Annotated in this window: 23 protein-coding genes; 14 read left to right on the forward strand and 9 right to left on the reverse strand. The window is 60.2% G+C overall.

Translation table 11 applies throughout. The features are described from left to right. Nucleotides 1-3: 3 nt before the first annotated feature. Both BM151_RS12380 and BM151_RS12385 read left to right on the forward strand, forming a co-directional pair. Nucleotides 4-597 (forward strand): L,D-transpeptidase, encoded by a 594-nt coding sequence (locus tag BM151_RS12380; RefSeq protein ID WP_090061029.1) that lies wholly within the window; start codon nt 4-6, stop codon nt 595-597. A gap of 122 nt (nt 598-719) precedes the next feature. Further along, entirely contained in the window at nt 720-905 is a 186-nt protein-coding gene (locus BM151_RS12385; protein ID WP_090061030.1) for a hypothetical protein, read from the forward strand. Between the two features lie 79 nt (nt 906-984). Here the strand turns inward: BM151_RS12385 and hemH are convergent, their stop codons facing one another. Together hemH and BM151_RS12395 are read right to left on the reverse strand one after the other, a co-directional pair. Next, nucleotides 985-2,070 (reverse strand): ferrochelatase, encoded by a 1,086-nt coding sequence (hemH, locus tag BM151_RS12390; protein WP_245781197.1) that lies wholly within the window; start codon nt 2,068-2,070, stop codon nt 985-987. Nucleotides 2,071-2,133: 63 nt separating this feature from the next. Further along, nucleotides 2,134-2,892: a methyltransferase domain-containing protein gene (locus BM151_RS12395; protein WP_425429550.1), complete on the reverse strand. Its 759-nt coding sequence runs from the start codon at nt 2,890-2,892 to the stop codon at nt 2,134-2,136. A gap of 125 nt (nt 2,893-3,017) precedes the next feature. On the opposite strand from BM151_RS12395, the gene BM151_RS12400 reads away from it, so the two are divergent. From BM151_RS12400 to BM151_RS12415, 4 genes are read left to right on the forward strand one after another with little or no spacing between them, the layout of a single operon-like run. After that, entirely contained in the window at nt 3,018-3,731 is a 714-nt protein-coding gene (locus BM151_RS12400; RefSeq protein WP_090061033.1) for a ComF family protein, read from the forward strand. Between the two features lie 34 nt (nt 3,732-3,765). Next, on the forward strand, nt 3,766-4,023 hold the full coding sequence (gene grxC, locus BM151_RS12405; protein WP_090061034.1) for a glutaredoxin 3: 258 nt from the start codon (nt 3,766-3,768) through the stop codon (nt 4,021-4,023). A 3-nt stretch (nt 4,024-4,026) separates the two neighbouring features. Further along, nucleotides 4,027-4,863: a carbon-nitrogen hydrolase family protein gene (locus BM151_RS12410; protein WP_090061035.1), complete on the forward strand. Its 837-nt coding sequence runs from the start codon at nt 4,027-4,029 to the stop codon at nt 4,861-4,863. After that, the gene (locus tag BM151_RS12415; protein WP_090061036.1) at nt 4,860-5,309 is read left to right on the forward strand and encodes a MarR family winged helix-turn-helix transcriptional regulator; all 450 of its coding nucleotides are present in this window, start codon (nt 4,860-4,862) and stop codon (nt 5,307-5,309) included. Before BM151_RS12410 ends, BM151_RS12415 begins: the two co-directional genes overlap by 4 nt. A 14-nt stretch (nt 5,310-5,323) precedes the next feature. Here the strand turns inward: BM151_RS12415 and ubiG are convergent, their stop codons facing one another. Further along, complete coding sequence (gene ubiG / locus BM151_RS12420) at nt 5,324-6,061, reverse strand: bifunctional 2-polyprenyl-6-hydroxyphenol methylase/3-demethylubiquinol 3-O-methyltransferase UbiG (protein ID WP_090061149.1); 738 nt, start codon at nt 6,059-6,061, stop codon at nt 5,324-5,326. A 69-nt stretch (nt 6,062-6,130) separates the two neighbouring features. Here ubiG and pip point away from each other — a divergent pair, with 69 nt between their 5' ends. From pip to infB, 5 genes are all read left to right on the forward strand, one after another. Further along, nucleotides 6,131-7,108 (forward strand): prolyl aminopeptidase, encoded by a 978-nt coding sequence (gene pip / locus BM151_RS12425; RefSeq protein WP_090061037.1) that lies wholly within the window; start codon nt 6,131-6,133, stop codon nt 7,106-7,108. 152 nt (nt 7,109-7,260) lie between these two features. Then, the gene (gene rimP / locus BM151_RS12430) at nt 7,261-7,848 is read left to right on the forward strand and encodes a ribosome maturation factor RimP (protein WP_090061038.1); all 588 of its coding nucleotides are present in this window, start codon (nt 7,261-7,263) and stop codon (nt 7,846-7,848) included. A 14-nt stretch (nt 7,849-7,862) separates the two neighbouring features. Further along, entirely contained in the window at nt 7,863-9,482 is a 1,620-nt protein-coding gene (nusA, locus tag BM151_RS12435; RefSeq protein WP_090061039.1) for a transcription termination factor NusA, read from the forward strand. Between the two features lie 31 nt (nt 9,483-9,513). After that, nucleotides 9,514-10,146: an RNA-binding protein gene (locus BM151_RS12440; RefSeq protein ID WP_090061040.1), complete on the forward strand. Its 633-nt coding sequence runs from the start codon at nt 9,514-9,516 to the stop codon at nt 10,144-10,146. After that, nucleotides 10,143-12,674, forward strand: a complete 2,532-nt coding sequence (infB, locus tag BM151_RS12445; protein WP_090061041.1) for a translation initiation factor IF-2 — start codon at nt 10,143-10,145, stop codon at nt 12,672-12,674. Before BM151_RS12440 ends, infB begins: the two co-directional genes overlap by 4 nt. A gap of 124 nt (nt 12,675-12,798) precedes the next feature. Here infB and BM151_RS21650 read toward each other — a convergent pair whose 3' ends face one another. The 4 genes from BM151_RS21650 to BM151_RS12465 form a co-directional block, all read right to left on the reverse strand. Continuing rightward, the gene (locus BM151_RS21650) at nt 12,799-12,939 is read right to left on the reverse strand and encodes a hypothetical protein (protein ID WP_090061042.1); all 141 of its coding nucleotides are present in this window, start codon (nt 12,937-12,939) and stop codon (nt 12,799-12,801) included. 155 nt (nt 12,940-13,094) lie between these two features. Then, nucleotides 13,095-13,493, reverse strand: coding sequence for an 8-oxo-dGTP diphosphatase MutT (gene mutT, locus BM151_RS12455; RefSeq protein ID WP_090061043.1), 399 nt, complete (start codon nt 13,491-13,493; stop codon nt 13,095-13,097). Then, nucleotides 13,490-14,734 carry a bifunctional glutamate N-acetyltransferase/amino-acid acetyltransferase ArgJ gene (gene argJ / locus BM151_RS12460; protein ID WP_090061044.1) on the reverse strand — a complete coding sequence of 415 codons (1,245 nt, stop codon included), beginning with the start codon at nt 14,732-14,734 and terminating at the stop codon, nt 13,490-13,492. Before argJ ends, mutT begins: the two co-directional genes overlap by 4 nt. A gap of 27 nt (nt 14,735-14,761) precedes the next feature. Then, nucleotides 14,762-15,604 (reverse strand): peptidylprolyl isomerase, encoded by an 843-nt coding sequence (locus tag BM151_RS12465; protein WP_090061045.1) that lies wholly within the window; start codon nt 15,602-15,604, stop codon nt 14,762-14,764. A gap of 180 nt (nt 15,605-15,784) precedes the next feature. Here BM151_RS12465 and secA point away from each other — a divergent pair, with 180 nt between their 5' ends. The 3 genes from secA to BM151_RS12480 all read left to right on the forward strand — a co-directional run bounded on the left by secA (nt 15,785) and on the right by BM151_RS12480 (nt 21,301). Next, nucleotides 15,785-18,487, forward strand: coding sequence for a preprotein translocase subunit SecA (secA, locus tag BM151_RS12470; RefSeq protein WP_090061046.1), 2,703 nt, complete (start codon nt 15,785-15,787; stop codon nt 18,485-18,487). Between the two features lie 127 nt (nt 18,488-18,614). Next, nucleotides 18,615-20,189: a phosphate ABC transporter substrate-binding/OmpA family protein gene (locus BM151_RS12475; RefSeq protein WP_090061047.1), complete on the forward strand. Its 1,575-nt coding sequence runs from the start codon at nt 18,615-18,617 to the stop codon at nt 20,187-20,189. A 176-nt stretch (nt 20,190-20,365) separates the two neighbouring features. Next, entirely contained in the window at nt 20,366-21,301 is a 936-nt protein-coding gene (locus BM151_RS12480; RefSeq protein WP_218151361.1) for a formylmethanofuran dehydrogenase subunit E family protein, read from the forward strand. A gap of 82 nt (nt 21,302-21,383) precedes the next feature. On the opposite strand, the gene radC is transcribed toward BM151_RS12480, so the two are convergent. Both radC and dnaJ read right to left on the reverse strand, forming a co-directional pair. Next, nucleotides 21,384-22,154: a RadC family protein gene (gene radC / locus BM151_RS12485; RefSeq protein ID WP_090061048.1), complete on the reverse strand. Its 771-nt coding sequence runs from the start codon at nt 22,152-22,154 to the stop codon at nt 21,384-21,386. A gap of 113 nt (nt 22,155-22,267) precedes the next feature. After that, nucleotides 22,268-23,431: a molecular chaperone DnaJ gene (dnaJ, locus tag BM151_RS12490; RefSeq protein WP_090061049.1), complete on the reverse strand. Its 1,164-nt coding sequence runs from the start codon at nt 23,429-23,431 to the stop codon at nt 22,268-22,270. Nucleotides 23,432-23,436: the final 5 nt, after the last annotated feature.

The raw sequence follows: 23,436 nt of genomic DNA on the forward strand, positions 1-23,436 counted from the left end.
CCTATGAGTAATACACCTGTTTCCAAGGTTTCCCGACGTGCTTTCGTCGCCGGCGCAACGGCGCTTTTGTCAACGCCCGCGCAGGGGCAGACAGAGGGGACGACAGAGATCGAGGGGGATATCTCCACGGTTGTCCGCCGGAATATTTCGAGCTTCCGGTCGCTGAGCTGGCAGCCCTATTTCAACTCGCTTCGCAACGGCGCCATTCTTGTGGATACCACCTCTCGGGCCTTGCATTACTGGAGCGAGGACGAGGCGATCTACAAGCTCTATCCGACCTCTGTACCGCTGACCGAGGACCTGACCCGTCGCGGTCGTACCGAGGTGATCCGCAAGGTGGAAGGGCCGAGCTGGGCACCAACACCGGCGATGAAAGTCCGTAATCCCGAATGGCCGGATTTTGTCGGTCCGGGGCCGAACAACCCGCTTGGTACCCATGCGCTCTACCTGTCGTGGAAATATTACCGCATTCATGGCACCCATGACACGCGCAAGATCGGGCGGCGGTCCTCGAACGGCTGTATCGGCCTCTACAATGAACACATCAAAGAGCTGTTCGGGTTGGCCAAGGTCGGCACGCAAGTGTTGCTAATATGACGCCTGAGCGGGGAAATCCGATATGCGTCATTTCGAGGAATTGCCTTTTCCGATTATTGTTCCCTATAAAAACTGCGTGAAACTACCTGCCAGTTGTTGCAGGGCTCTTCAGGAGGACTGAAATGAAAAAAATCGCTGTTGCTGCCGTATTCGCTCTGGCCGGGACCGCTGCCTTTGCTGGTGGCTATTCTGAGCCGGTTATCGAAGCTCCGGTTGTTGTTGAAGAAACCTCTTCTTCTTCCGCTGGTGGCTATGTTGTTCCGCTTCTGATCGTGGCTCTCGTGGCTGCGGCTGTTGCTGCCGACTAAGCGCTGACAAAGCACAAAAATTGGAAGGGCGGTCCATCGGGCCGCCCTTTTCATATCGTTGATCTGCTTCTCGTGGATGTCAGACCCAACCGGACAGGTTCTTGCGAATTTGTCCGACCAATGCCTCGATATGCAGCGGATCGGCATTGAGACAGGGGATGTAGAGAAAGGCTTCGCCACCGGCGTGTTCAAAGCTTTCCTTGATCTCTTCATTGATTTCTTCAAGCGTTTCGATGCAATCGGCGGAGAAGGCCGGGGCACAGACCGCGATGCTTTTGTTGCCGGCTTCGGCCTGTCGTGCGACCTCTTCGACGGTATAGGGTTGAAGCCAGTCTTCGGGACCGAATTTCGACTGAAACGTCGTCATGATCTGGGTGTTGTCCCAGCCCAACCGCTCTTTCAGCAGACGTGTGGTTTTCTGACATTGGCAATGGTAAGGATCGCCGCCCTCCTTGAGGTAGCGTTCCGGCAACCCGTGATAGGAACAGATCAGGATATCCGGCTTGCGCTCTGCGGCCACATAGGCACGCTCCACCGATTGTGCCAGCGCCTCGATATAGGCGGGATCGTCGAAATAGGGCGGCACGGTGCGGCTCGCCGGTTGCCAGTTTTCCTCCATCAGGGCGCGGAAAAACTGATCATTCGCGGTGGCTGTCGTGGCCCCGGCATATTGCGGGTAGAGCGGGAAGAACAGGATCTTGCTACAACCTTCCGCGACCAGCTTTTCCACCTTGGATTTGGTCGAAGGATTGCCGTAGCGCATGCAGAAATCGACCATGACGCGATCGCCGTACTCGGCTTTCACGGCACGCTCGATCGCGGCCACCTGTTCCTTGGTGATCGTCATCAGCGGGCTTTCATCCGCATCATTGTTCCAGATCGATCGATAGGCCGCTCCGGATTTCGAGGGCCGAAAGGTGAGAACGATGCCTTGCAGGATCGGCTGCCATTTCCAGGACGGGTAATCGATCACCCGCTTGTCCGACAGAAATTCATTGAGATAGCGCCGCATCGACCAGTAATCGGTATCGTCCGGCGTGCCGAGATTGGCCAGGAGGATGCCGATCTTTTCTTGCGGAACCTTCGGATGGTCTTTCGGCGCATGCACCGGACAGGTGGCATCCGCCGCGTTCGAGTTCATCCGCGAAGGTTTCATCAGTCCCATATGTCTTCCCCAATTTGTGGCGTTTCAGGCATAGGTGATCCCGAGATCAGGTCAAGGGTATGTTTAGCCGTCCGGCAGTTTGAATTCTTCGGTTTTGAGCGCCTCGGAGAGCCGCATTTTGGCGGATCCCGGCATCAGCGGTTTCGGCTGGCTCGCGTCCGGCGCCCAGCCGGTCAGAAAGACCAGATCGAAGGTCGCGGTGAGGCGGTCACCGTCCGAGAAATGCGTGCGGTAAAGCTTCTCGGCCTGGTCGAACAGCGCTTTCTTTCCGGCCCTCTTGTGACGTGCGGAGAGGGCATTGCCTTCGCCCATGGCACGCAGATCCGAGGCGAGGCGTTTGAGCGACGGGTAGGTGACCATGCGCACGCTCTTGTCGGCGACCGGGAGGGCAAAGGAGGCGCGTTGCAACAGCGCGCCGAGATCGCGCAGCTCACCCATTGGCAAAACCCGGGGCGACAACCCGCCGCTGATCATCGTCTCGGCCTGGCCGAGGCAGGCGCGTAGCTCGTTGAGGCTCTGATCCCCGAAAAACACCGCGATCATCAACCCGTCGGGTTTGAGTGCGCGGTTGCACTGGATGAGCTGTCCGACAGGGTCATTGGCCCAATGTAGGCTCATCGCATGGATCACCAGATCATGCGCATTTTCCTCAAGCGCGAGAAAATCCTCGTCCGAGACCACCTTGGCCTCGGGAAACCACTCTTGCCAAAGAGCCGGGAAACCTGTGACGATGGCGGGAGACGAGAAGGACTTGGTCACCATTTCGAGCCGATCCTCGATCTCGAACCGGGCTTCCTCATGCAGGAAAAAATCCCCGGACATGCGAACCGCACGGCGGCGATTGCGGGACAATTGATCCCGATCGACCAAAGGGGCGGTGTTTGACATGGCTGTTTTGTCCCGTGTGAAGTGATGCGTGACGGACAATGTAGAAAGTCGAACGGGAAATGCAAAGACTGCTCAAGCTGGTTTACCCGGCGCAATGTCTGACCTGCGACGAAATGATCGAGGTAGAGCGCGGTCTCTGCCCGACATGCTGGGCCGATACGCCTTTCATCATCGACCCACCCTGTGACGCCTGTGGACGGCCGTTGATCGGGGATGCCGAGGAGGGAGACCTATGCGACGATTGCCGGACCCATCCGCGTGTCTGGACCCGCGGGCGGGCGGTGATGCTCTATGCCGGCAACGGGCGCTCCATCGTGTTGCGGTTCAAGCATGGGGATCGCACCGATCTCGCCTATGCGGCGGGGCAATGGCTCGCCGATGCCGCGGCGCCGCTGATCACGGCGGACATGGTCGTCGCGCCGGTGCCGCTGCATTGGCGCCGGATTTTGTTCCGACGCTACAATCAGGCTGCGCTCTTGGCGGCACGGCTGGCGAAGCTGCACCATCTCACCTATGTGCCTGATCTACTGCGGCGGGCGAATGCGACGCGCAAGCTTGATGGTATGACGGCCGCGCAACGAGCAAAGACCGTGACCGGAGCCATTCGACTCAGCGGGCGACGAGCCGGGGACATCGAAGGCCGCCGGGTGTTGCTCATCGATGACGTGATGACCACCGGCGCCACTTTGACGCAATGCGCGGAAGCCTGTTTGGCCGGCGGCGCCGCAGGAGTTGATGTCGCGGTACTGGCCCGCGTGGACAGAAAGCCCTAAATCCGTATAGTCGCCGCAAGACAAAGGATTTCCCATGCAACCAGTCACACTCTACACCACCCCGATCTGCCCCTTTTGTGTCGCCGCCAAACGGCTGCTGACGTCGAAAGGGGTTGAGTACACCGATATCGACGTGATGGCCGACCCGTCGCGTCGTGCCGAAATGATGCAGAAAGCCCATGGCCGCCACACTGTGCCGCAAATTTTCATCGGCGCTACCCATGTGGGGGGCTGCGATGAGCTGCACGCCTTGGAGCGTGCTGGCAAGCTGGACCCGCTTCTGGCGGGCTGAACGATGACAAAAATCGGCCTCATCACCCTCAATTCAAGCGACGATCCGCGCGCCAATCTTGGCGTCACCCGAGAGCTTGTGATCAAGGCGGCGGATGCGGGGGCAGAATTCGTTCTGACCCCCGAGGTGAGCAATTGCGTCTCCTCGTCGCGGGCGCACCAAAAACAGGTTTTGTTCCGCGAGGAAGAGGATCCGACCCTCGCCGCGCTGCGCGAAACCGCGCGTTTGCGCGGGATTTGGCTCTTGATCGGCTCTCTGGGTCTCAAGACCGACGATCCGGATGGGCGGTTTGCCAATCGTTCCTTCCTGATTTCGCCGGAGGGAGAGATCAAGGCGCGGTATGACAAGATCCACATGTTTGACGTGGATGTCAGCGAGACGGAAAAATATCGCGAATCCGATGGCTATCGCCCTGGGACAAAAGCCGTGGTGGCCGAGACGCCCTTTGGCAAGATCGGCATGACGATCTGTTACGACCTGCGATTCCCGAAGCTGCATCGCGCGCTGGCCAAGGCCGGGGCGCAGATCCTCGTGGCGCCCGCCGCCTTTACTGCAGTCACCGGCGAGGCGCATTGGCACAGCCTGTTGCGGGCGCGTGCGATCGAGACCGGTTGTTTCGTTTTGGCGCCGGCGCAGACCGGGCATCATGCCGAAAAAGTCGACGTGAACCGGCGGACCTATGGTCACTCCTTGGTGATTTCGCCTTGGGGCGAGGTTCTGTTCGATGGCGGCGTTGAGCCGGGTTTGGGTCTTGTCGATATCGATCTCGACGAGGTCGCCAGGGCGCGCAAACGCATCCCCAGCCTCCTGCATGACCGCGATTTCGAGGTTGACGCATGAGCGATCGCCCGAACACCGATGCCCTCTCGGTTGCTCTGTTTTCCGAGATATTCATGGCGGATCAGCTGGCCCGCAACCGGCTGACCAAGGCCCTGCCAAAAGGTATGGAGATCAGCCATTTTTCGGTGTTGAACCATCTGGCGCGGGCGGGGGAAGAACGCTCTCCGGCACAGCTGGCGCGGGCCTTTCACGTCACGCGCGGGGCGATGACCAACACCTTGAACAAGCTGGAATGGGCCGGACATATTCATATCCGGCCGGATTGGGACGATGCCCGGCGCAAATTCGTGTCGATCTCGCCCGCCGGGACCCGGGCGAGGGACGCGGCCCTAGCCGCCATCGCGCCGATTCTCTCGGATATCGTCGAGGCAATCGGCACGGAACGCGTCAAGGCCGCTCTGCCGGTCCTGCGTGAAATGCGCATCCGTCTTGAAGATGAGAATTAGGGGGGGATTAGACCCTATTTCGGCTTGATCGAGGCGGTCACGTAATTGACCGACAGGTCGCGCGCCGAGATTGACCAGCTCCAGAGGATCGGGTTGAAGACGAAGCCCTTGCGATCAACGACGGAGAGCCCCGCGTTGGTGATCAGATCGACCAGCTCATCGGGGGTGATGAACTTGTTCCATTCATGGGTGCCGCGCGGCAGCCAGCGCATCACCACCTCGGCGCCGAAAATCGCCATGGCATAGCTTTTGGGATTGCGGTTGATGGTCGAGCAAAGCATCAGCCCGCCGGGTTTCAAAAGCTGCTGGCAGGCGGTGAGATAGGCCAGCGGGTCGGCCACATGTTCGACCACTTCCATGTTCAACACGACATCGAATTGCTCGCCCGCTTCGACCAGCGCTTCGGCGGTGATGTGACGATAATCGATCTCAAGACCCGATTGTTCGGCATGGATACGCGCCACCGGTAGGTTTTTCTCAGCCGCATCGGCACCGATCACGGTGGCACCCAGGCGCGCCATCGGTTCGGACAAAAGTCCGCCACCGCAGCCGATGTCCAAAAGACGAATACCTTCGAATGGCTTGTCGGCGGACAGGTCACGCCCGAACTCGGCGGCGATCTGCGCGGTGATATAATCGAGCCGCACCGGGTTCATCATGTGCAGCGGTTTGAACTTTCCGGTCGGATCCCACCATTCCGCGGCCATGGCTTCGAATTTTGCGACCTCTTGCGGGTCAATGGTGGTTTGCATGATCGCGTCCTTCATGTTCAAATCCCTCTGCCGGGACATCAGCTCCTGCCCGCGCTATATAGGATTTCCATGGACAAGGTCACAGGCCAAAAGAGCGCATATTCGTATCTCTACCCCCAAATCGCGGTCTATGACCACAGGATGTTGGATGTCGGAGATGGGCATCAGCTTTACGTGGAGCAAAGCGGGAATCCGGCGGGCATTCCGGTCGTGGTTTTGCATGGCGGACCGGGCGGCGGGTGCAGCCCTTATATGCGGCGCTATTTCGACCCTTCGCGCTATCGCATTATTCTGTTCGATCAGAGGGGCTGCGGGCGTTCAAAGCCTTTTGCCTCGGTCGAGGCCAATACCACCTGGCATCTGGTGGCGGATATCGAGAAAATTCGGCGCGCGCTCGGCATTGATCGCTGGATGGTCTTTGGCGGCAGCTGGGGCGCGACCCTGGGTCTGGCATATGCACAAAGCCATCCGGACCGGGTGCTGCATCTGGTGTTGCGCGGGGTCTTCACGGCGCGGCAAAGCGAGCTCGATTGGTTCTATGCCGGCGGCGCCGGGCGGTTCTGGCCGGATCTTTGGGCGGAGTTTCGCGATGCGATCCCGCTGGCGGAACAGGGCGACCTGATCGCCGCCTATCACAAACGCTTGTTCAGCGGCATCTATCGCGAAGAGGTCACCTATGGCCGGATCTGGTCGCGATGGGAAAATGCGCTGGCGGCGATCGGCTCCGATGGTGCGGTGGGCGATGCCAACCCGGATTACGCCCGGACTTTCGCACGGATCGAGAATCACTATTTCCTGAATCGCGCGTTTTTCGAGCAGGACGGGGAATTGCTCTCGAATATCGATCGCATGTCGGATGTGTCCGGGACCATCGTTCAGGGCCGGTTCGACATGATCTGTCCGCCACAGACTGCCTATGACCTGCATCGGGCCTGGCCCAGATCGCGGCTGGTCATGATCGGACAGGCGGGTCATGCCCTGTCCGAGCCGGGCATTACCCGCGCGCTGGTGATGACGACGGACCGGATCGCGGCCGAAATGGGATAGGGCTTGCAGTTCCGCTGTTTGGCGCGTATAGGACATGCCAACAGCGGCGCTGTCGGGAGTTCCCGAAGCTCCACCGGGAAAGATCGACGGGCCGCGTGCCCGTTTTTTTGTGCCCCTGTGGGGCAATGTAATGTCTGAAAGGCAACCCGGAAATGTCCGAACTTATTGCCAAGACCGCGATTGATCGCCGGATGGCGGAGATCGTCGGCCCCGTCATCGAAGGGATGGGGTTCGAGCTTGTGCGTGTGCGTCTGATGTCCTCGACGAAATCGAAGACCCTGCAAATCATGGCCGAACGTCCGGAGGGCGGTATCGAAGTGGATGAATGCGCGGAGATTTCCACCGCCGTTTCTGCTATTCTCGATGTCGAAGATCCGATCGAAGATGAATATACGCTCGAAGTGTCGAGCCCGGGGATCGACCGGCCTCTGACCCGTTTGAAGGATTTCGAGACCTTCGACGGCTATGAGGTCAAGATCGAGACCACCGAAATGATCGACGGTCGCCGCCGTTTCAAAGGCGTGTTGGCCGGTGTCGAGGGTGACGATGTGCTTCTGACCATTGAGAACAATGGCGAAGATGTCACCATCGGGCTGAATTTTGACTGGCTGTCGGATGCCAAGCTCGTGCTGACCGATGAGCTGATCCGTGAAATGCTGCGCCAACGGAAATCCGATGGCGCAATCGACGAAACCCAATTTGACGAAATCCAGACCGACGACGGGTCTTCAGAGGATTGAGAGAGGACTGAGTAATGGCAATCACCTCTGCAAACCAGCTTGAGCTGTTGCAAACCGCCGAGGCCGTGGCCCGCGAAAAAATGATCGATCCCGAACTGGTGGTCGAAGCGATGGAAGAGAGCCTCGCGCGCGCTGCAAAGTCGCGCTACGGCTCCGAAATGGACATTCGCGTTTCCATCGACCGCAAGACCGGTCGGGCGACGTTTACCCGTGTGCGCACCGTCGTCGAAGACGAAGAGCTCGAGAATTACCAGGCCGAGCTGACCGTGGAGCAGGCCAAGCAATATATGGCCGACCCGCAAGTGGGGGACGAGATCAAGGACGAAGTGCCGCCGGTCGAGCTGGGCCGGATTGCCGCGCAATCCGCGAAACAGGTGATCCTGCAGAAAGTGCGTGAAGCCGAGCGGGATCGTCAGTTCGACGAATTCAAGGACCGCGTTGGCACCATCATCAACGGTGTGGTGAAACGTGAGGAATACGGCAATGTGATCGTCGATATCGGTCGTGGCGAAGGCATCCTGCGCCGCAACGAGAAAATCGGCCGCGAAGCCTATCGTCCGAACGACCGCATCCGCTGCTTCATCAAGGATGTGCGCCGCGAAGTGCGCGGTCCGCAGGTCTTCCTGTCGCGCACCGCGCCGGAATTCATGGCCGAGCTGTTCAAGATGGAAGTGCCGGAGATCTACGACGGTATCATCGAGATCAAGGCCGTGGCCCGCGATCCGGGCTCTCGCGCGAAAATCGCCGTGATTTCCTATGACGGCTCGATCGATCCGGTCGGCGCCTGTGTCGGTATGCGCGGCTCGCGCGTGCAGGCCGTGGTGAACGAGCTTCAGGGTGAGAAAATCGACATCATTCCCTGGAATGACGATCAGCCGACCTTCCTCGTGAACGCGCTGCAGCCGGCCGAAGTGAGCAAAGTGGTGCTCGATGAGGATGCTGGCAAGATCGAGGTTGTGGTGCCCGACGAACAGCTGTCGCTGGCCATCGGCCGTCGCGGTCAGAACGTGCGTCTGGCGTCGCAGCTCACCGGTCTCGACATCGATATTCTGACCGAGGCCGAGGAATCCGAGCGCCGTCAGGCCGAGTTTGCGGCCCGCACCAAGCTGTTCATGGAAGCGCTCGATCTCGATGAATTCTTTGCCCAGCTGCTGGTTTCCGAAGGCTTCACCAATCTCGAAGAGGTCGCCTATGTCGATGTCGACGAGCTTCTGGTGATCGACGGTGTCGATGAAGACACCGCCAACGAGCTTCAGGCCCGGGCCCGCGACGTACTGGAAGAGGCACAGCGCAAGGCGCTCGAACATGCCCGTGAACTGGGCGTTGAGCAAAGCCTCATTGACTTTGAGGGTCTGACGCCCCAAATGATTGAAGCGCTGGCCGAAGACGGTGTGAAATCGCTCGAAGATTTCGCGACCTGCGCAGACTGGGAGCTTGCCGGGGGCTGGACCACGGTGAATGGCGAACGGGTCAAGGACGATGGCGTGCTTGAGAAATTCGACCTCTCCCTTGAAGAAGCACAGAACCTGGTGATGACCGCACGGATTCAGCTGGGCTGGGTCGACCCCGCCGATCTTGAAACCGAAGAAGACGTTGCCGAAGGCGATGTGGCGGAAGAGGAAAGCGAGGCCTGATTTCAGGCCTTGCAACACTGAGCACTGAGCAATGACCCGAGGCGGCATGACGAAGACCAGAGATGAAGCGGAACGGCGCTGTATCGTGACCCGCGAGGCCGAGCCTCGCCGGGGCCTCATCCGTTTTGTCATTGCCCCCGATGGGCTTGTCGTGCCGGATCTGGCCGAAAAGCTGCCGGGTCGCGGGATCTGGGTCGCGGCCGATCGCGCGGCTCTGGACGAGGCGGTGAAGAAAAAGCTCTTTGCCAAGGCGGCGCGCGCTCAGGTGACAGTGCCCGATGGGTTCGTCGATATGATCGAGGCGGGGCTCGCGGATCGGGTGGTGCATCTCGTGTCCCTGGCACGAAAGGCCGGAGACGCGGTCTGCGGATTTGAAAAAGTGAAGAGCTGGTTGTCTGAGGGGCGGGCGAGAGTCCTGCTTCAGGCCTCCGATGGCTCGGAACGCGGCAAAGGCAAGCTCTGGACACCCGAGGGGGGCCGTTGGTTCGGCCATCTGACGAGTTCCGAATTGGGTTTGGCTTTTGGCCGCGAAAGTGTGATACATGGCGCGCTCGCAGGTGGCGGACTCAGCAAACGTGTTGTAGAGGAAGCCAACCGCCTTATGGGCGTGCGCGAGACAATCGGTGGAGAGGGCTCCGCCGGGAAGGGTAAGACGACGAAATGAGCGAGAATGACGGCAAAAAAACCCTCGGGGTTCGGGGTGGTCCTGGGTCTGTGAAGCAGAGCTTCTCCCACGGGCGCACGAAGAACGTCGTGGTGGAAACCAAACGCAAACGTGTCGTGGTACCGAAGCCCGGAGCCGCGAAATCGGGTGCGTCTGGGGCCGGAAAATCCCATCTTGGGGATCCCTCCAAGCGTCCGGCCGGGATTTCCGATGCGGAAATGGAACGTCGGATGAAAGCGCTCGCTGCTGCGAAAGCGGCGGAAGCCGAAGAGGCGAAACAGCGCGCGGCCGATGAAAAGGCCCGCGAGGAAGAGCGCGAGCGTCGCCGCCGCGAGGCCGAAGAAAAGGCCCGTGAAGAGGCGGAGCGCGAAGCCGCGCTGAAAGCCAAGGAAGAAGAGGAAGCCCGTCAGAAGCGTGAGGCCGAAGAGGCCAAGCAACGCGCGGCGGAAGCCAAGAAGAAACCGGCCGCTGCCGCGAAACCGAAGCAGGACGATGATCCTGCCGCGGCGCAGGCGGCGCTGCAGAAACAGCAGGAACGTGGCGGCCGTGCGGCTCAGCCGACGCCCCCGCGTGGTCGCGAGCGTGAAGCCGATGATCGCAACAACCGCGGCAAGGGGGGCGACAACCGTCGCTCCGGCAAGCTGACCGTGAACCAGGCGCTGTCTGGCGGTGAAGGCGGGCGTCAGCGCTCCATGGCCGCGATGAAGCGCAAACAGGAACGCATGCGTCAAAAGGCGATGGGTGGCAATGAATCGCGTGAAAAGGTTGTGCGCGACGTTCAGGTGCCGGAAACCATCGTTGTTTCCGAACTCGCCAACCGTATGGCGGAACGGGTTGCCGACGTGGTCAAGTCGCTCATGAAAATGGGCATGATGGTCACCCAGAACCAGTCGATCGACGCCGATACGGCCGAGCTGATCGTCGAGGAATTTGGTCACCGCATCGTGCGTGTGTCCGATGCCGACGTTGAGGACGTGATCCAACAGGTCGAAGACGCACCGGAAACGCTGCAGTCGCGTCCGCCGGTGATCACCATCATGGGCCATGTGGACCATGGTAAAACCTCGCTGCTCGATGCGATCCGCCATGCCAATGTGACCTCCGGCGAGGCCGGCGGCATTACCCAGCATATCGGTGCCTATCAGGTGAAAACCGAATCCGGGGCCGTGTTGAGCTTCCTTGATACGCCGGGCCACGCCGCCTTTACCTCGATGCGGGCACGTGGTGCTCAGGTGACGGATATCGTGGTTCTGGTGGTGGCGGCCGATGACTCGGTCATGCCGCAGACGATCGAGGCGATCAGCCACGCGAAAGCCGCAGGTGTGCCGATGATCGTGGCGATCAACAAATGTGACAAGCCGGAGGCCGATGCGATGAAGGTGCGCACCGAGCTCTTGCAACATGAGGTGATCGTCGAAGAGATGTCCGGTGATGTGCAGGACGTCGAAGTCTCCGCCAAGACCGGCAAGGGGCTCGACGAGCTGTTGGAAGCCATCGCACTTCAGGCCGAAATCCTCGAGCTCAAGGCCAATCCGGATCGCGCCGCCGAAGGTGCCGTGATCGAAGCCCAGCTCGACGTGGGCCGCGGCCCGGTTGCCACCGTTCTGGTGCAAAAAGGGACGCTCAAGCGCGGCGATATCTTCGTCGTCGGTGAGCAATGGGGCAAGGTCCGTGCGCTGGTCAATGACAAGGGCGATCGCGTCGATGAGGCCGGTCCGTCGGTTCCGGTCGAGGTCCTGGGTCTCAACGGTACGCCGGAAGCCGGTGACGTGCTGAACGTGGTCGACACCGAGGCGCAAGCCCGTGAGATCGCCGAGTATCGCGAACAGGCCGCCAAGGACAAACGCGCCGCAGCCGGTGCCGCAACCACGCTCGATCAGCTTCTGGCGAAAGCCAAGGCGGATGAGAATGTCTCCGAGCTTCCGATCCTGGTGAAAGCCGATGTGCAGGGTTCTGCCGAGGCGATCGTCCAGGCGATGGAAAAAATCGGCAACGACGAGGTGCGCGTGCGCGTGCTGCACTACGGTGTGGGTGCGATCACCGAGAGCGATATCGGTCTGGCGGAGGCCTCCGGCGCGCCGGTGATCGGCTTCAACGTCCGTGCCAACGCGCCGGCCCGGAACTCTGCCAACCAGAAAGGCGTCGAAATTCGCTACTATTCCGTGATCTACGACCTCGTGGATGACGTGAAAGCGGCGGCTTCCGGCCTCCTGTCTGCGGAAATTCGCGAGAACTTCATCGGTTATGCCGAGATCAAGGAAGTCTTCAAGGTCTCCGGCGTCGGCAAGGTGGCGGGCTGTCTCGTCACCGAAGGTGTGGCGCGGCGTTCCGCCGGTGTGCGCCTGCTGCGCGACGATGTGGTGATCCACGAGGGCACGCTGAAGACGCTCAAGCGCTTCAAGGACGAGGTCAAGGAAGTGCTGTCCGGCCAGGAATGCGGTATGGCATTCGAGAATTACGACGATATCCGCCCGGGCGATGTCATTGAGATTTTCGAACGCGAAGAGGTCGAGCGCAAGCTCGACTGATCCCGGATCGGGTCATCCCGGTCGCGACCTTCGGGGGGCGGCCGGGCTGGCCAAAAACCGGAGAAAACAGACATAGAAAAAGGCGCGCCGGGTGGCGCGCCTTTTTAGCTGTATAACGTGGAACTCAGGCCGCTTTGGAGTGGGAAACGGGTTTGCCGACAAAGGTTTTGTCGCCAACGCGGACCTGAATCTTGCCATTCTCGGTTTCGCCGATGTACTGGCCCTGAACGGAAATGTACTTTCCGAGCGTGATAGAACGCATCATGTGGCTTGCTCCGGTTTGAACCTTATTAGGGTTAATTTAACCGAAAATTCGTTAAAAAACATTTACGAAATTGAGACAAACCCGTTTTTTCTGCGCAAATGTTGAGCAATTAGGGGTTAATCCTACAGCATATGCTGTTTCTGCTTTGCGGCATTTCACAAGAGATCGCGCAGGATGGGAATCAGCGGAATATCCGCGGGCGGCATCGGGTAGTCGCGCAGCTCGGAGGCTTTCGCCCATTTCAGCACCTGTCCTTCGCGTGGGCTCGGGATGCCGTTCCATTTGCGACAGGCAAACAGCGGCATCATCAGATGGAAGTCGTCATAGCTGTGCGAGGCGAAGGTCAGCGGCGCGAGACAGGAATTCCAGGTCTCGATCCCGAGCTCTTCGTGAAGCTCTCGGACCAGTGCCGCCTCAGGCGTCTCTCCGGGCTCGACCTTGCCACCCGGGAATTCCCAGAGACCGGCCATGCTCTTGCCCTCGGGGCGCTGCGCCAAAAGCACACGCCCCTCGACATCGATCAGCGCGACGGCGGAAACCAGAACGATCTTCACGAGCGGTAATCCGCGTTGATCGAGATATAACCATGAGTCAGGTCGCAGGACCAGACGGTGGCGGTGCCATTGTCGAGGCCGAGATCGACGCGAATGGTGATTTCGGAATTCTTCATGTAGGCGGCGCCGGCCTCCTCGGTATAGGAGGGCGCGACCCAGCCGTTCTCGGCCACGAGGATGTCGCCGAACCAGATGGTCAAACGGTCGCGCTCGGCGCGCTCGCCGGCCTTGCCGACGGCCATGACGACACGGCCCCAGTTCGGGTCCTCGCCGGCCACGGCGGTCTTGACCAGCGGCGAATTGGCGATGGCCATGGCGACGCGATGGGCGGGGCCGTTGGCATTGGCGCCGGTGACCTGCACCTCGATGAGCTTGCTGGCGCCTTCGCCGTCACGGGCAATCTGGATTGCCAGATCCTTCATTACCGCATGCAGCGCGTCGCGGAACACCCGCACCCGAGGATCGGCGAAATCGGTGATCGGCGCCATATCGGCCTTGCCGGTGGCGGCGACCAGAACCGTGTCCGAGGTCGAGGTGTCGCCATCGACGGTGACGCAGTTGAAGGTCGAGGCATTGTCGAGCCAGAGGCACTGTTGCAGCACTTCACGCGAAATTGCGGTGTCGGTGAAGATATAGCAGAGCATGGTTGCCATATCGGGCGCAATCATGCCGGAGCCTTTGGCGAAACCGGCGATCTTGACCTCGACCCCGTCGAGCGTCGCGGTCTGCGTGGCGCCTTTCGGGAAGGTGTCCGTGGTCATGATGGCGCGGGCCGCCTGTTCCATGGCGCCTTCTTCGAGGCTCGCGCTCAGCTCGCCGATCTTGGCGGTGATCCGCTCCCATTTGAGCGGCTCGCCGATCACGCCGGTGGAGGCGGTGAAGACGCGGTTTTGCTCGATGCCCATTTCCTCGGCCACGGCGGCGGTGATCTTGGCCACCGAATCGAAACCCGATTGACCGGTGAAAGCGTTGGAATTACCGGAGTTCACCAGGATTGCGGCTTTGCCTTCGAGATCCTCAGTGATCTTCTCCTGACAATCGAGCACAGCGGCCGAGCGTGTGGACGAGCGGGTGAAGACGCCGGCAACCGCCGTGCCCTCACAAAGCTCGGCCAACATGAGATCCGTTCGTCCAGAGTAACGTACCCCGGCCTCAAGTGCGGCAAAACGCACGCCGCCGATCACGGGAAGCTCGGGGAATTTTTCCGGCGCGAGCGGGGAAACATGTTCAATCTTGGCCATCTGTGTCGTCCTTGCCTGAACCCGGGGTTACTGGGCCAACAGATCGTCTTGCCGCAGTGCGGCCGGGTCAATCCCTTCGACCATCTCGATCGTGGCTGCATCGGTCAGCTCTTCGATCTTGCTGCGAATGGCTTTTTCCTGAATATCGGCGGTCAGCTCGTCTTGCACTTCCTCAAGCGGCGGCACAGAGGCCAGGCGTGTTTCCATCAATTTGATGACATGCCAGCCGAATTGGGTCTGAACCGGGGCCGAAACATCGCCCTCTTTCATCTCGACCACGGCTTTTTCAAACGGTTCGACCATCATGCCGAGACCGAACCAGCCGAGATCGCCACCATTCGGACCCGAGGGGCCGGTGGATTTTTCGCGCGCCAGACCGGCGAAATCGGCCCCGTCATTCAGTTCGGCTTCGATCGCTTTCGCCTCTTCCTCGGTTTCGACGAGAATATGCGCGGCGTGGTATTCGCGGCCCGGCTCGAATTCGGCGAATTTTGCATCATAAGCGGCTTTCAGAGCTTCCTCGCTCACCGCCGCCTTGGACATGGTCTCGAGCATATTGCCGGCGATCAACACGCGTTTCTCATTGTCGATCTGGTATTTCAGCGCCTCTTCCACATCGCCTGCGGCCTGGGACAGCAGCTCCTGCTGGACAATCTGGTTCACGATGCCGTCAAAAAGCTGTGCATCGGTCAGGCTCTGGTACTGCGGCGGCAGCGATTGCCGGGCCGCGATCATGTGACCGAGGGTGATTTCCGTGTCGTTGACCCGGGCGACCACGGTTTCTGCACTCAAATCCTCTGCCATGACGGGCGCGGAGGCCATGAGAGCCACGGAAAGCAGGGCTGCGGCGGTGGGAAAACGGTATTTCATCGAGAAAATCCTTCCTGTCGGCGCCATTCCGGGACCCGACGTTGACACTGATGATGTGGCCCCTTACATCCCGATAGGTCGTTGCAGAGGAGCCTTTACGCCTGTTTCTATGGGCAGAGTGGCAGCGGGGCAATCCCTCCTCTCACACGATCCTGTCAGGACGCATCGAGCGGAGAGAATATGCTGGGCATCGGTACACTCGCGAAGAAGGTTTTCGGAACACCCAATGATCGCAAGATCAAGGCGACCCGACCGATCGTGGCAAAGATCAACGCGCTGGAGCCGGAGTTCGAAAAACTCGATGACGCCGGACTGATCGCCAAGACCGAAGAATTCAAGAAACGCGTGGAAGGTGGCGAGAGCTTGGACGCCATCCTGCCCGAGGCTTTCGCCAATTGTCGCGAAGCGGCCCGCCGGGCGCTGGGTCTCAGAGCGTTCGACACGCAGCTGATGGGGGGCATCTTCCTGCATCAGGGCAATATCGCCGAGATGAAGACCGGTGAGGGCAAGACGCTGGTCGCGACCTTCCCGTCCTATCTCAATGCGCTGACCGGCAAGGGCGTGCATGTGGTGACGGTGAACGAATACCTCGCCAAACGCGACGCCGACTGGATGGCCAATGTGTTCGAGGCGCTGGGCATGAGCTGTTCCTCGATCTACAGCCAGCAGCCCGAGGACGAGAAACGCGCGGCCTATGCCTGTGACGTGACCTATGCCACGAACAACGAGCTGGGCTTCGATTATCTGCGCGACAATATGAAATCCGAGCTCAAGGACATGGTCCAGCGTGGGCATCATTTCGCCATCGTCGACGAGGTGGACAGCATCCTGATCGACGAGGCGCGGACGCCGCTGATCATTTCCGGTCCTTCGGATGACCGGTCCGAGCTCTATCTCACGATCGACAAGCTGATCCCTTCTCTCACCGAAGAGCATTTCGAGATCGACGAAAAGGCCCGTCAGGTGACCTTCACCGAGGCCGGCAACGAATATCTCGAAGAGATCCTGCATCAGGCCGGTTTGCTGTCCGAAGGTCAGACGCTCTACGATCCGGAAAGCACCACCATCGTGCACCATGTGAACCAGGGTCTGCGGGCGCATACCCTGTTCCAGAACGGTGTGCATTACATTGTGCGCAACGGCGAAGTGGCCCTGATCGACGAGTTCACCGGCCGGATGATGTCCGGACGTCGTCTTTCCGAAGGTCTGCATCAGGCGATCGAGGCGAAAGAGGGCGTCGAGATCAAGCCCGAGAACATCACCATGGCCTCGGTGACGTTCCAGAACTATTTCCGCCTCTACGAGACGCTCTCGGGCATGACCGGGACCGCGGCCACCGAGGCCGAGGAATTCATGGAAATCTACAAGCTCGGCGTGGTCGAAGTGCCGACCAACCGGCCGATCGCCCGGATTGACGAGCATGACCGGGTTTACCGCACCGAGGCGGAAAAGCTCACTGCCGTGGTCGAGTCGATCCGGAGTGCCAATGCCAAGGGCCAGCCGGTTCTGGTTGGCACCACTTCGATCGACAAATCCGAACAGCTCTCGCAACTGCTGACCAAGGAAGGCATCAAGCACAATGTGCTCAACGCCAAGCAGCACGAGATGGAAGCCCAGATCGTCGCCGATGCCGGCAAATTCGGTGCGGTGACCATCGCCACCAACATGGCCGGTCGCGGCACCGACATCAAACTTGGCGGCAATGTCGAAATGTCGGTGATGGAGGCCCTGGCCGCCAATCCCGAGGCCAACCCGGACGAGATCCGCAAACAGATCGAGGCGCAGCACGCCGAGGAAGAGAAAAAGGTTCTCGAGGCCGGCGGTCTCTATGTGCTCGCCACCGAGCGCCATGAATCGCGCCGGATCGACAACCAGCTGCGCGGCCGCTCGGGCCGTCAGGGCGACCCGGGGCGCTCGTTGTTCTTCCTGTCGCTCGAAGACGATCTGATGCGCATTTTCGGCTCCGAGCGTCTCGACAACATGCTCTCGAAAATGGGCATGAAAGAGGGCGAGGCGATCGTGCACCCCTGGGTCAACAAATCCCTGGAGAAAGCGCAAGCCAAAGTCGAAGGTCGCAACTTCGACATCCGCAAACAGCTTCTGAAATTCGATGACGTGATGAATGATCAGCGCAAGGTGGTCTTCTCCCAGCGGCGCGAGATCATGGAATCCGAAGATGTGAACGAGATCGTTGCCGATATGCGCCACGAGGTGATCGACGATCTCGTCGGCGAGACGATTCCGCCGAAATCCTACCCGGATCAATGGGATGTGGATCGGCTTCATGACAGTGTCGTTGAAGCGCTCAACATGGATCTGCCGGTCAAGGACTGGGCCGAGGAAGAGGGGGTCGATGATGAGGCGATCATCGAACGGATTTCCGATGCCTCGGATGCGATGATGGCTGAAAAGGAAGAGGCTTTCGGTGCGGAGCAAATGCGCCAGATCGAAAAGCAATTCCTCCTGAGCACCATCGATTCCAAGTGGCGCGAGCATCTTTTGACGCTTGAACATCTGCGCTCCGTCGTGGGGTTCCGGGGCTATGCCCAGCGGGATCCGCTCAATGAATACAAGAACGAAAGCTTCCAGCTGTTCGAGACCATGCTCGACAGCCTGCGCAGTGAAGTGAGCCAGAAACTTTCCCGTGTGCGCCCGATGACCGAAGAAGAGCGTAACAGCATGCTGGCGCAGCTCGCGGCTCAGCAGGCTGCGGCGGTCGCAGGGGCGCAACCCAACCCGGTTGGCGAACCGGAAGAGGGGCATCCGAATGCTGTGCCGGGCTTCGATGAAAACGATCCCTCGACCTGGGGCAATCCGGGACGCAACGATCTTTGCCCCTGTGGCTCCGGCAAGAAATTCAAACATTGCCACGGCGCTGTTTGATCCGCTTGTGAAAATGGCCCGCATCGTCTGAGCGCTGCGGGCCTTTTCTTTCTGATTTCAGGTTGAAAAATTTGCGCCCAGGACGGAAAGTCCCGGAAAGCCAATCTGTCACAAAGGCGTGGAGCCCATGTTGAAAGCCGCTGCGGCCCGTTTCACCGCCTTTGTCCTGTTGATCCTGTTCCCCGCCTCAGTTCTGGCACAGGACGTCAATCTCCTGTCGCGCGATGGTTCGATCTCGATCACCGGCAATTTCCTGAGCTTCGACGGTGAATTCTATCGGGTCGAGACCGATCTCGGCGTGTTGACGGTGGATGGTTCGGGGGTGCGGTGCGAGGGGCCGGGTTGTCCCGATCTCGAGGGCTATTACGCCCAGATCCGCATGTCTGGCGAGGCCAAGGGCATGCGGACGCTGATGCCGGCGCTGATCACCGCCTTTGCCATGCGTAATGGCTATGCCGTGGCCACCAATTCGCTGAGCGAAACCATGCGCTCGATGGTTTTGACCGATACGGTCAACGATCTGACGGTGGGCGAATTTCTCCTGACCGAGAGCACCAGTGCCGAAGGTTTCGCCGATATGATGGCCGAGGCCACAGATGTCGTGTTGTCCCTGCGCAAGGTGGCGCCGCGCGAGCTGGCGCTGGCCTTCGAGTCCGGTGTGGGCGATCTTTCCGATCCGCTCAGGGCGCGGGTGGTGGCGCTCGATGCGCTGGTGCCGATGGCGTCCCGCTCGAACCTGGTGGAGGCCCTGTCGCTCTCCGATCTTGCCGGGATTTACACGGGACAGTTCAGCAATTGGACGGAGCTCGGCGGCGGAGACGCCCCGATCGTCGCCCATCTGATGCGCGAGGACCTGAATGAGGGCAGCGAGTTTCGCAAATTCATTCTGGGCGCCAAGGTGACCCCGCCGGAGGGGGCAATCACCCTGCATGACAGCTATGCTGATGTGGTGCAGGCCATTGAGGAGGACCCCTATGCCATCGGGCTTGGGCGGCTCTCGGAAGGCGGCGCCATCAAATCACTGGGCCTGCGCGGGGCCTGCGGTTTCGAGGCGCGCGCCATGTCCTCCGATATCAAGACCGAAGATTATCCGCTGACCCGCCCGGTCTTTCTCTACACGCCCGCTCGCAGACTGCCGAAACTGGCGCGTGAGTTCCTGGGTTTCGTTTTGTCGCCAGCGGCGCAGGTGGTCCTGGCCCGCACCGATTTCGTCGATCAAGGGGTCGATACCCTGTCCTTTCGCGATCAGGGGCGGCGCTTTGCCAATGCCATTTCCCATGCCGGCGCGGACACCACCTTGGACGATCTGAAGAGTGTCACAGAGGCGCTTCAGGGCGCCAAACGGCTGACGCTGGGCTTTCGGTTCCAAGGGGGCTCGACCACGCTCGATGCGCAGTCGCGTTCGAATGTGCATCTCCTGGCGGAATTGGTCGAGGCCGGAGTGTTCGATGGCGACACATTGCTCTTTGCCGGGTTCTCCGACGGGCAGGGCGCCGCGGGCATCAATCGCACCCTGTCGAAACGCCGGGCGGAAACCGTCTTGCGCGCCGTGCAGCAAAGCCTGGGGGAGGCGTTCGAGGCGGATCGCGTGTCGCTCTCCGTGGCGGGGTTTGGCGAGGCCATGCCGCTGGCCTGCGATGATATCGCCTGGGGCCGCTCGCTCAACCGTCGTGTCGAGGTCTGGGTGCGCGAGCGGAGATAGACCTTGCTGATCGCGATCACCTCGCAAACAAAGTTCGCGAGATCTGCCGCAGATTTGACTCTCATCATAATAAAATACTGAGATGTCTGGTATTCTGGTGGGATGAAACGGCGCTTTTGGCGACCGGGATGATGGATTGGCCTGCCCATGAGCGCCTCTGCTGTAGGAGCGATGCTATGGGACAACTTTCTTCAAAGCCCATTCTGCGACACAAGTTCAACGCTGTCTGGCGCAATACAATTCTCGGCCTGGCTGTCGTGGTCGGCGGCACGGTGATGGCCGGGGCGGAGGCGGGCGATCCGACCTACCGTCAGGGCGAGGATATCTTCATCGAAACCGGAGTCGAAGCGCCCGACCGTAGCCCGACCTGGTACGCACCGATGGCGGGTAAACCCTATGCGCCGAGTTTCGAGATGCTGGCGACCCGGGGTACGCAAGGCCGGTACTACCCCTATACCTATCCGGCGACGCTCAAGGACATGATCAAGTTCCATGGCCATGATTGCGAGGGGACGATCCATGCCGCGAATAACGCGCGTATGGCTTTCGATATCCTGTTCCCCGATGGGATCATCGATCGCAGCGTGCTTTGGGGCCTCTCGGGCACCTCGCCCTGTTGGTCCGATGCCGTCGCTTTCCTGACCGGTGCGCGGCTGCAATATGGCAATCTCGGGTATTTCAAGGATACGCGCTATTCACACGCCATCCTGCTCTATCGCGAGGATACCGGCGTTGCCGTCCTGGCCACTTGGAAAAAGGGGATCAACAATATCCCGGGCGAACCGGTGATGCTTCCGGGAGTGATCGACTGGCAAACCAAGGTCGATACCGACGCGGTGATGAAACTCAAGTTGGATGTGAAGACGGCAGGTGGCACACCGACGCCCTATCAGGTCGATCAGCTGCGCTATTTCCAATATCTGCACGTCAATGACATCCTCGAGCATCCGCTCGAGATGAGCTATCAGGCACAGGTGATCGAGGATTTCCAATGGGACGACTGGATCGATCCTGAAAAGGCCGTCGCCAAGCCGCATGCCCGCGGGGATATTCGGCTGAAAAACTACCCGTATCGAGACCGACCGATTTCGGGGCCGGAGGCGACGCAATAGGCCTCTGCCGGCTTGGGTGATACTGAAAAAGGGCGCTGAGGCGCCCTTTTCTCTCATGCTCGGGTTTGTTCCTCGCTGCGCGTCAGAGATAGCCGTCGCTGCGGAAACTGAGTTCACGGTTTTTCCCGACGATCAGGTGGTCGTGCAGCTGGATGTTCAGCGCCTCGGCCGCGTCGCGGATCTGTTGCGTCATCGAGATATCGGCATCCGAAGGTGTCGGATCGCCTGAGGGGTGGTTGTGCACGAGAATGAGTGCCGAGGCGTTGAGTTCGAGGGCGCGTTTCACCACCTCGCGCGGATAGACCGGGACATGGTCGACCGTGCCGCGGGATTGTTCCTCATCGGCGATAAGGATGTTCTTGCGATCGAGATAGAGCACACGAAAATGTTCGGTCTCGCGATGCGCCATGGTGGTGTGGCAATAATCCAGAACGGCATCCCAGCTCGAGATCACCGGACGTTCGAGAATACGGGCCCGGGCCAGACGGTGGGCGGCGGCCTCGACGATCTTGAGCTCCTGTGCCACGGCGAGATCCACACATTCGACTTCCAGGAGACGCGGGATCGGGGCTGAGATGACCCGGTTGTAATCCCCAAATGTCTTGAGCAGGGCAGCGGCGATGGGTTTGACATCGGCACGCGGCAGGGCGCGGTAGAGAATGAGCTCGAGCAGCTCGTAATCCGGCATCGCCTGGGCCCCGCCGGCGAAAAAGCGGTCCTGCAAATCCTTGCGGTGATTGCGCAGATAACTCGGCGGGCGGGACGGCAGGGCGACCGGCCGCGCCTCTTCGAGATCGAAGAGCCAATCGGGCATTTCCCGAAAGGAACCGGGTGAGGCGGGCGATGTGGTCATGACCGAGTCATCCCACGATTCGCCGAAAAAGGGGTTAATGAGGGATTAATTCAGGGCCGGGTCTGATGCGCATCGCGCAGCAAAAAGGGCGCCGGAGCGCCCTTTGGTATTTCTTAGCTGGGCTTGACCCCATCCCAGAAGCTTTTGACTTTCTTGAAGAAAGACGAGCTCTCCGGGTTGTTTTCATCTTCTCCGAGCTTGTCGAATTCTTGCAGAAGCTCTTTTTGCCTGGCGGTCAGATTCACCGGGGTTTCAACCGAAAGCTCGATGAACATATCGCCCTGTCCGCCACCGCGGAGCGCCGGCATGCCTTTGGAACGCAGGCGCATCTGGCGGCCGGATTGGCTGCCCGCCGGGATTTTTACCCGGCTGCGGCCACCGTCGATGGTCGGCACTTCTATGTCGCCACCCAGCGCCGCCGTGGCCATTGAGACCGGAACCGTGCAATGCAGGTGAATGCCGTCGCGTTCAAAGATCGGATGGGCCCGGACCTCTATGAAAATATAGAGATCACCCGTGGGACCGCCGCGCAGCCCGGCCTCACCTTCGCCGGCGAGGCGAATACGTGTGCCGGTTTCGACACCTGCCGGGATGTTCACCGACAGGGTGCGCTCTTTCTCGATCCGCCCGGCGCCGTGACAATCATTGCACGGATCCTTGATCGTCTGGCCCAGACCGCCACAGGCGGGACAGGTACGTTCGACGGTAAAGAAGCCCTGTTGCGCGCGCACCTTGCCCATGCCGGAGCACGACGGGCAGGTTTGCGGTTCGGCACCATTCGCAGCCCCCGTGCCATTACAGCTGGTACAGGCCACGGAGGTCGGGACATTGATGGTCTTCTGCGCGCCGTTATAAGCCTCTTCCAAGGTGACGCGCATGTCATAGCGCAGGTCGGAGCCGCGTTGCGCGCGCGAGCGTGCGCCGCCGCCCCGGGGGCCACCCATGAAATCGCCGAACAGATCGTCGAACACATCGGAGAAGGCCGAGGCGAAATCGCCCTGACCATGCCCGCCGCCGAAACCACCGCCCGGACGACCGCCCATGCCGCCTTGCTCGAAAGCAGCGTGACCGAAGCGGTCATAGGCGGCTTTCTTGTCGGCATCCTTGAGCGTGTCATAGGCCTCGTTCACTTCCTTGAACTTGGCCTCGGCTTCCGGGTTGTCCTTGTTGCGGTCGGGGTGAAATTCCATCGCTTTCTTGCGATAGGCTTTCTTCAGCTCCGCGGCATCCGCGCCTTTCTCGACGCCCAGCACCTCGTAGTAATCGCGTTTTGCCATGGATC

The organism is Celeribacter neptunius, assembly GCF_900113955.1.
Lineage (GTDB): Bacteria > Pseudomonadota > Alphaproteobacteria > Rhodobacterales > Rhodobacteraceae > Celeribacter > Celeribacter neptunius.

Excerpts from the sequence above, each read along its gene's own strand:
- BM151_RS12380 (WP_090061029.1), top strand. The coding sequence starts at position 4 with ATGAGTAATACACCTGTTTCCAAGGTTTCCCGACGTGCTTTCGTCGCC.
- BM151_RS12385 (WP_090061030.1), top strand. The coding sequence starts at position 720 with ATGAAAAAAATCGCTGTTGCTGCCGTATTCGCTCTGGCCGGGACCGCT.
- hemH (WP_245781197.1), bottom strand. The coding sequence starts at position 2,070 with ATGGGACTGATGAAACCTTCGCGGATGAACTCGAACGCGGCGGATGCC.
- BM151_RS12395 (WP_425429550.1), bottom strand. The coding sequence starts at position 2,892 with ATGTCCGGGGATTTTTTCCTGCATGAGGAAGCCCGGTTCGAGATCGAG.
- BM151_RS12400 (WP_090061033.1), top strand. The coding sequence starts at position 3,018 with ATGCAAAGACTGCTCAAGCTGGTTTACCCGGCGCAATGTCTGACCTGC.
- grxC (WP_090061034.1), top strand. The coding sequence starts at position 3,766 with ATGCAACCAGTCACACTCTACACCACCCCGATCTGCCCCTTTTGTGTC.
- BM151_RS12410 (WP_090061035.1), top strand. The coding sequence starts at position 4,027 with ATGACAAAAATCGGCCTCATCACCCTCAATTCAAGCGACGATCCGCGC.
- BM151_RS12415 (WP_090061036.1), top strand. The coding sequence starts at position 4,860 with ATGAGCGATCGCCCGAACACCGATGCCCTCTCGGTTGCTCTGTTTTCC.
- ubiG (WP_090061149.1), bottom strand. The coding sequence starts at position 6,061 with ATGCAAACCACCATTGACCCGCAAGAGGTCGCAAAATTCGAAGCCATG.
- pip (WP_090061037.1), top strand. The coding sequence starts at position 6,131 with ATGGACAAGGTCACAGGCCAAAAGAGCGCATATTCGTATCTCTACCCC.
- rimP (WP_090061038.1), top strand. The coding sequence starts at position 7,261 with ATGTCCGAACTTATTGCCAAGACCGCGATTGATCGCCGGATGGCGGAG.
- nusA (WP_090061039.1), top strand. The coding sequence starts at position 7,863 with ATGGCAATCACCTCTGCAAACCAGCTTGAGCTGTTGCAAACCGCCGAG.
- BM151_RS12440 (WP_090061040.1), top strand. The coding sequence starts at position 9,514 with ATGACCCGAGGCGGCATGACGAAGACCAGAGATGAAGCGGAACGGCGC.
- infB (WP_090061041.1), top strand. The coding sequence starts at position 10,143 with ATGAGCGAGAATGACGGCAAAAAAACCCTCGGGGTTCGGGGTGGTCCT.
- BM151_RS21650 (WP_090061042.1), bottom strand. The coding sequence starts at position 12,939 with ATGATGCGTTCTATCACGCTCGGAAAGTACATTTCCGTTCAGGGCCAG.
- argJ (WP_090061044.1), bottom strand. The coding sequence starts at position 14,734 with ATGGCCAAGATTGAACATGTTTCCCCGCTCGCGCCGGAAAAATTCCCC.
- BM151_RS12465 (WP_090061045.1), bottom strand. The coding sequence starts at position 15,604 with ATGAAATACCGTTTTCCCACCGCCGCAGCCCTGCTTTCCGTGGCTCTC.
- secA (WP_090061046.1), top strand. The coding sequence starts at position 15,785 with ATGCTGGGCATCGGTACACTCGCGAAGAAGGTTTTCGGAACACCCAAT.
- BM151_RS12475 (WP_090061047.1), top strand. The coding sequence starts at position 18,615 with ATGTTGAAAGCCGCTGCGGCCCGTTTCACCGCCTTTGTCCTGTTGATC.
- BM151_RS12480 (WP_218151361.1), top strand. The coding sequence starts at position 20,366 with ATGGGACAACTTTCTTCAAAGCCCATTCTGCGACACAAGTTCAACGCT.
- radC (WP_090061048.1), bottom strand. The coding sequence starts at position 22,154 with ATGACCACATCGCCCGCCTCACCCGGTTCCTTTCGGGAAATGCCCGAT.
- dnaJ (WP_090061049.1), bottom strand. The coding sequence starts at position 23,431 with ATGGCAAAACGCGATTACTACGAGGTGCTGGGCGTCGAGAAAGGCGCG.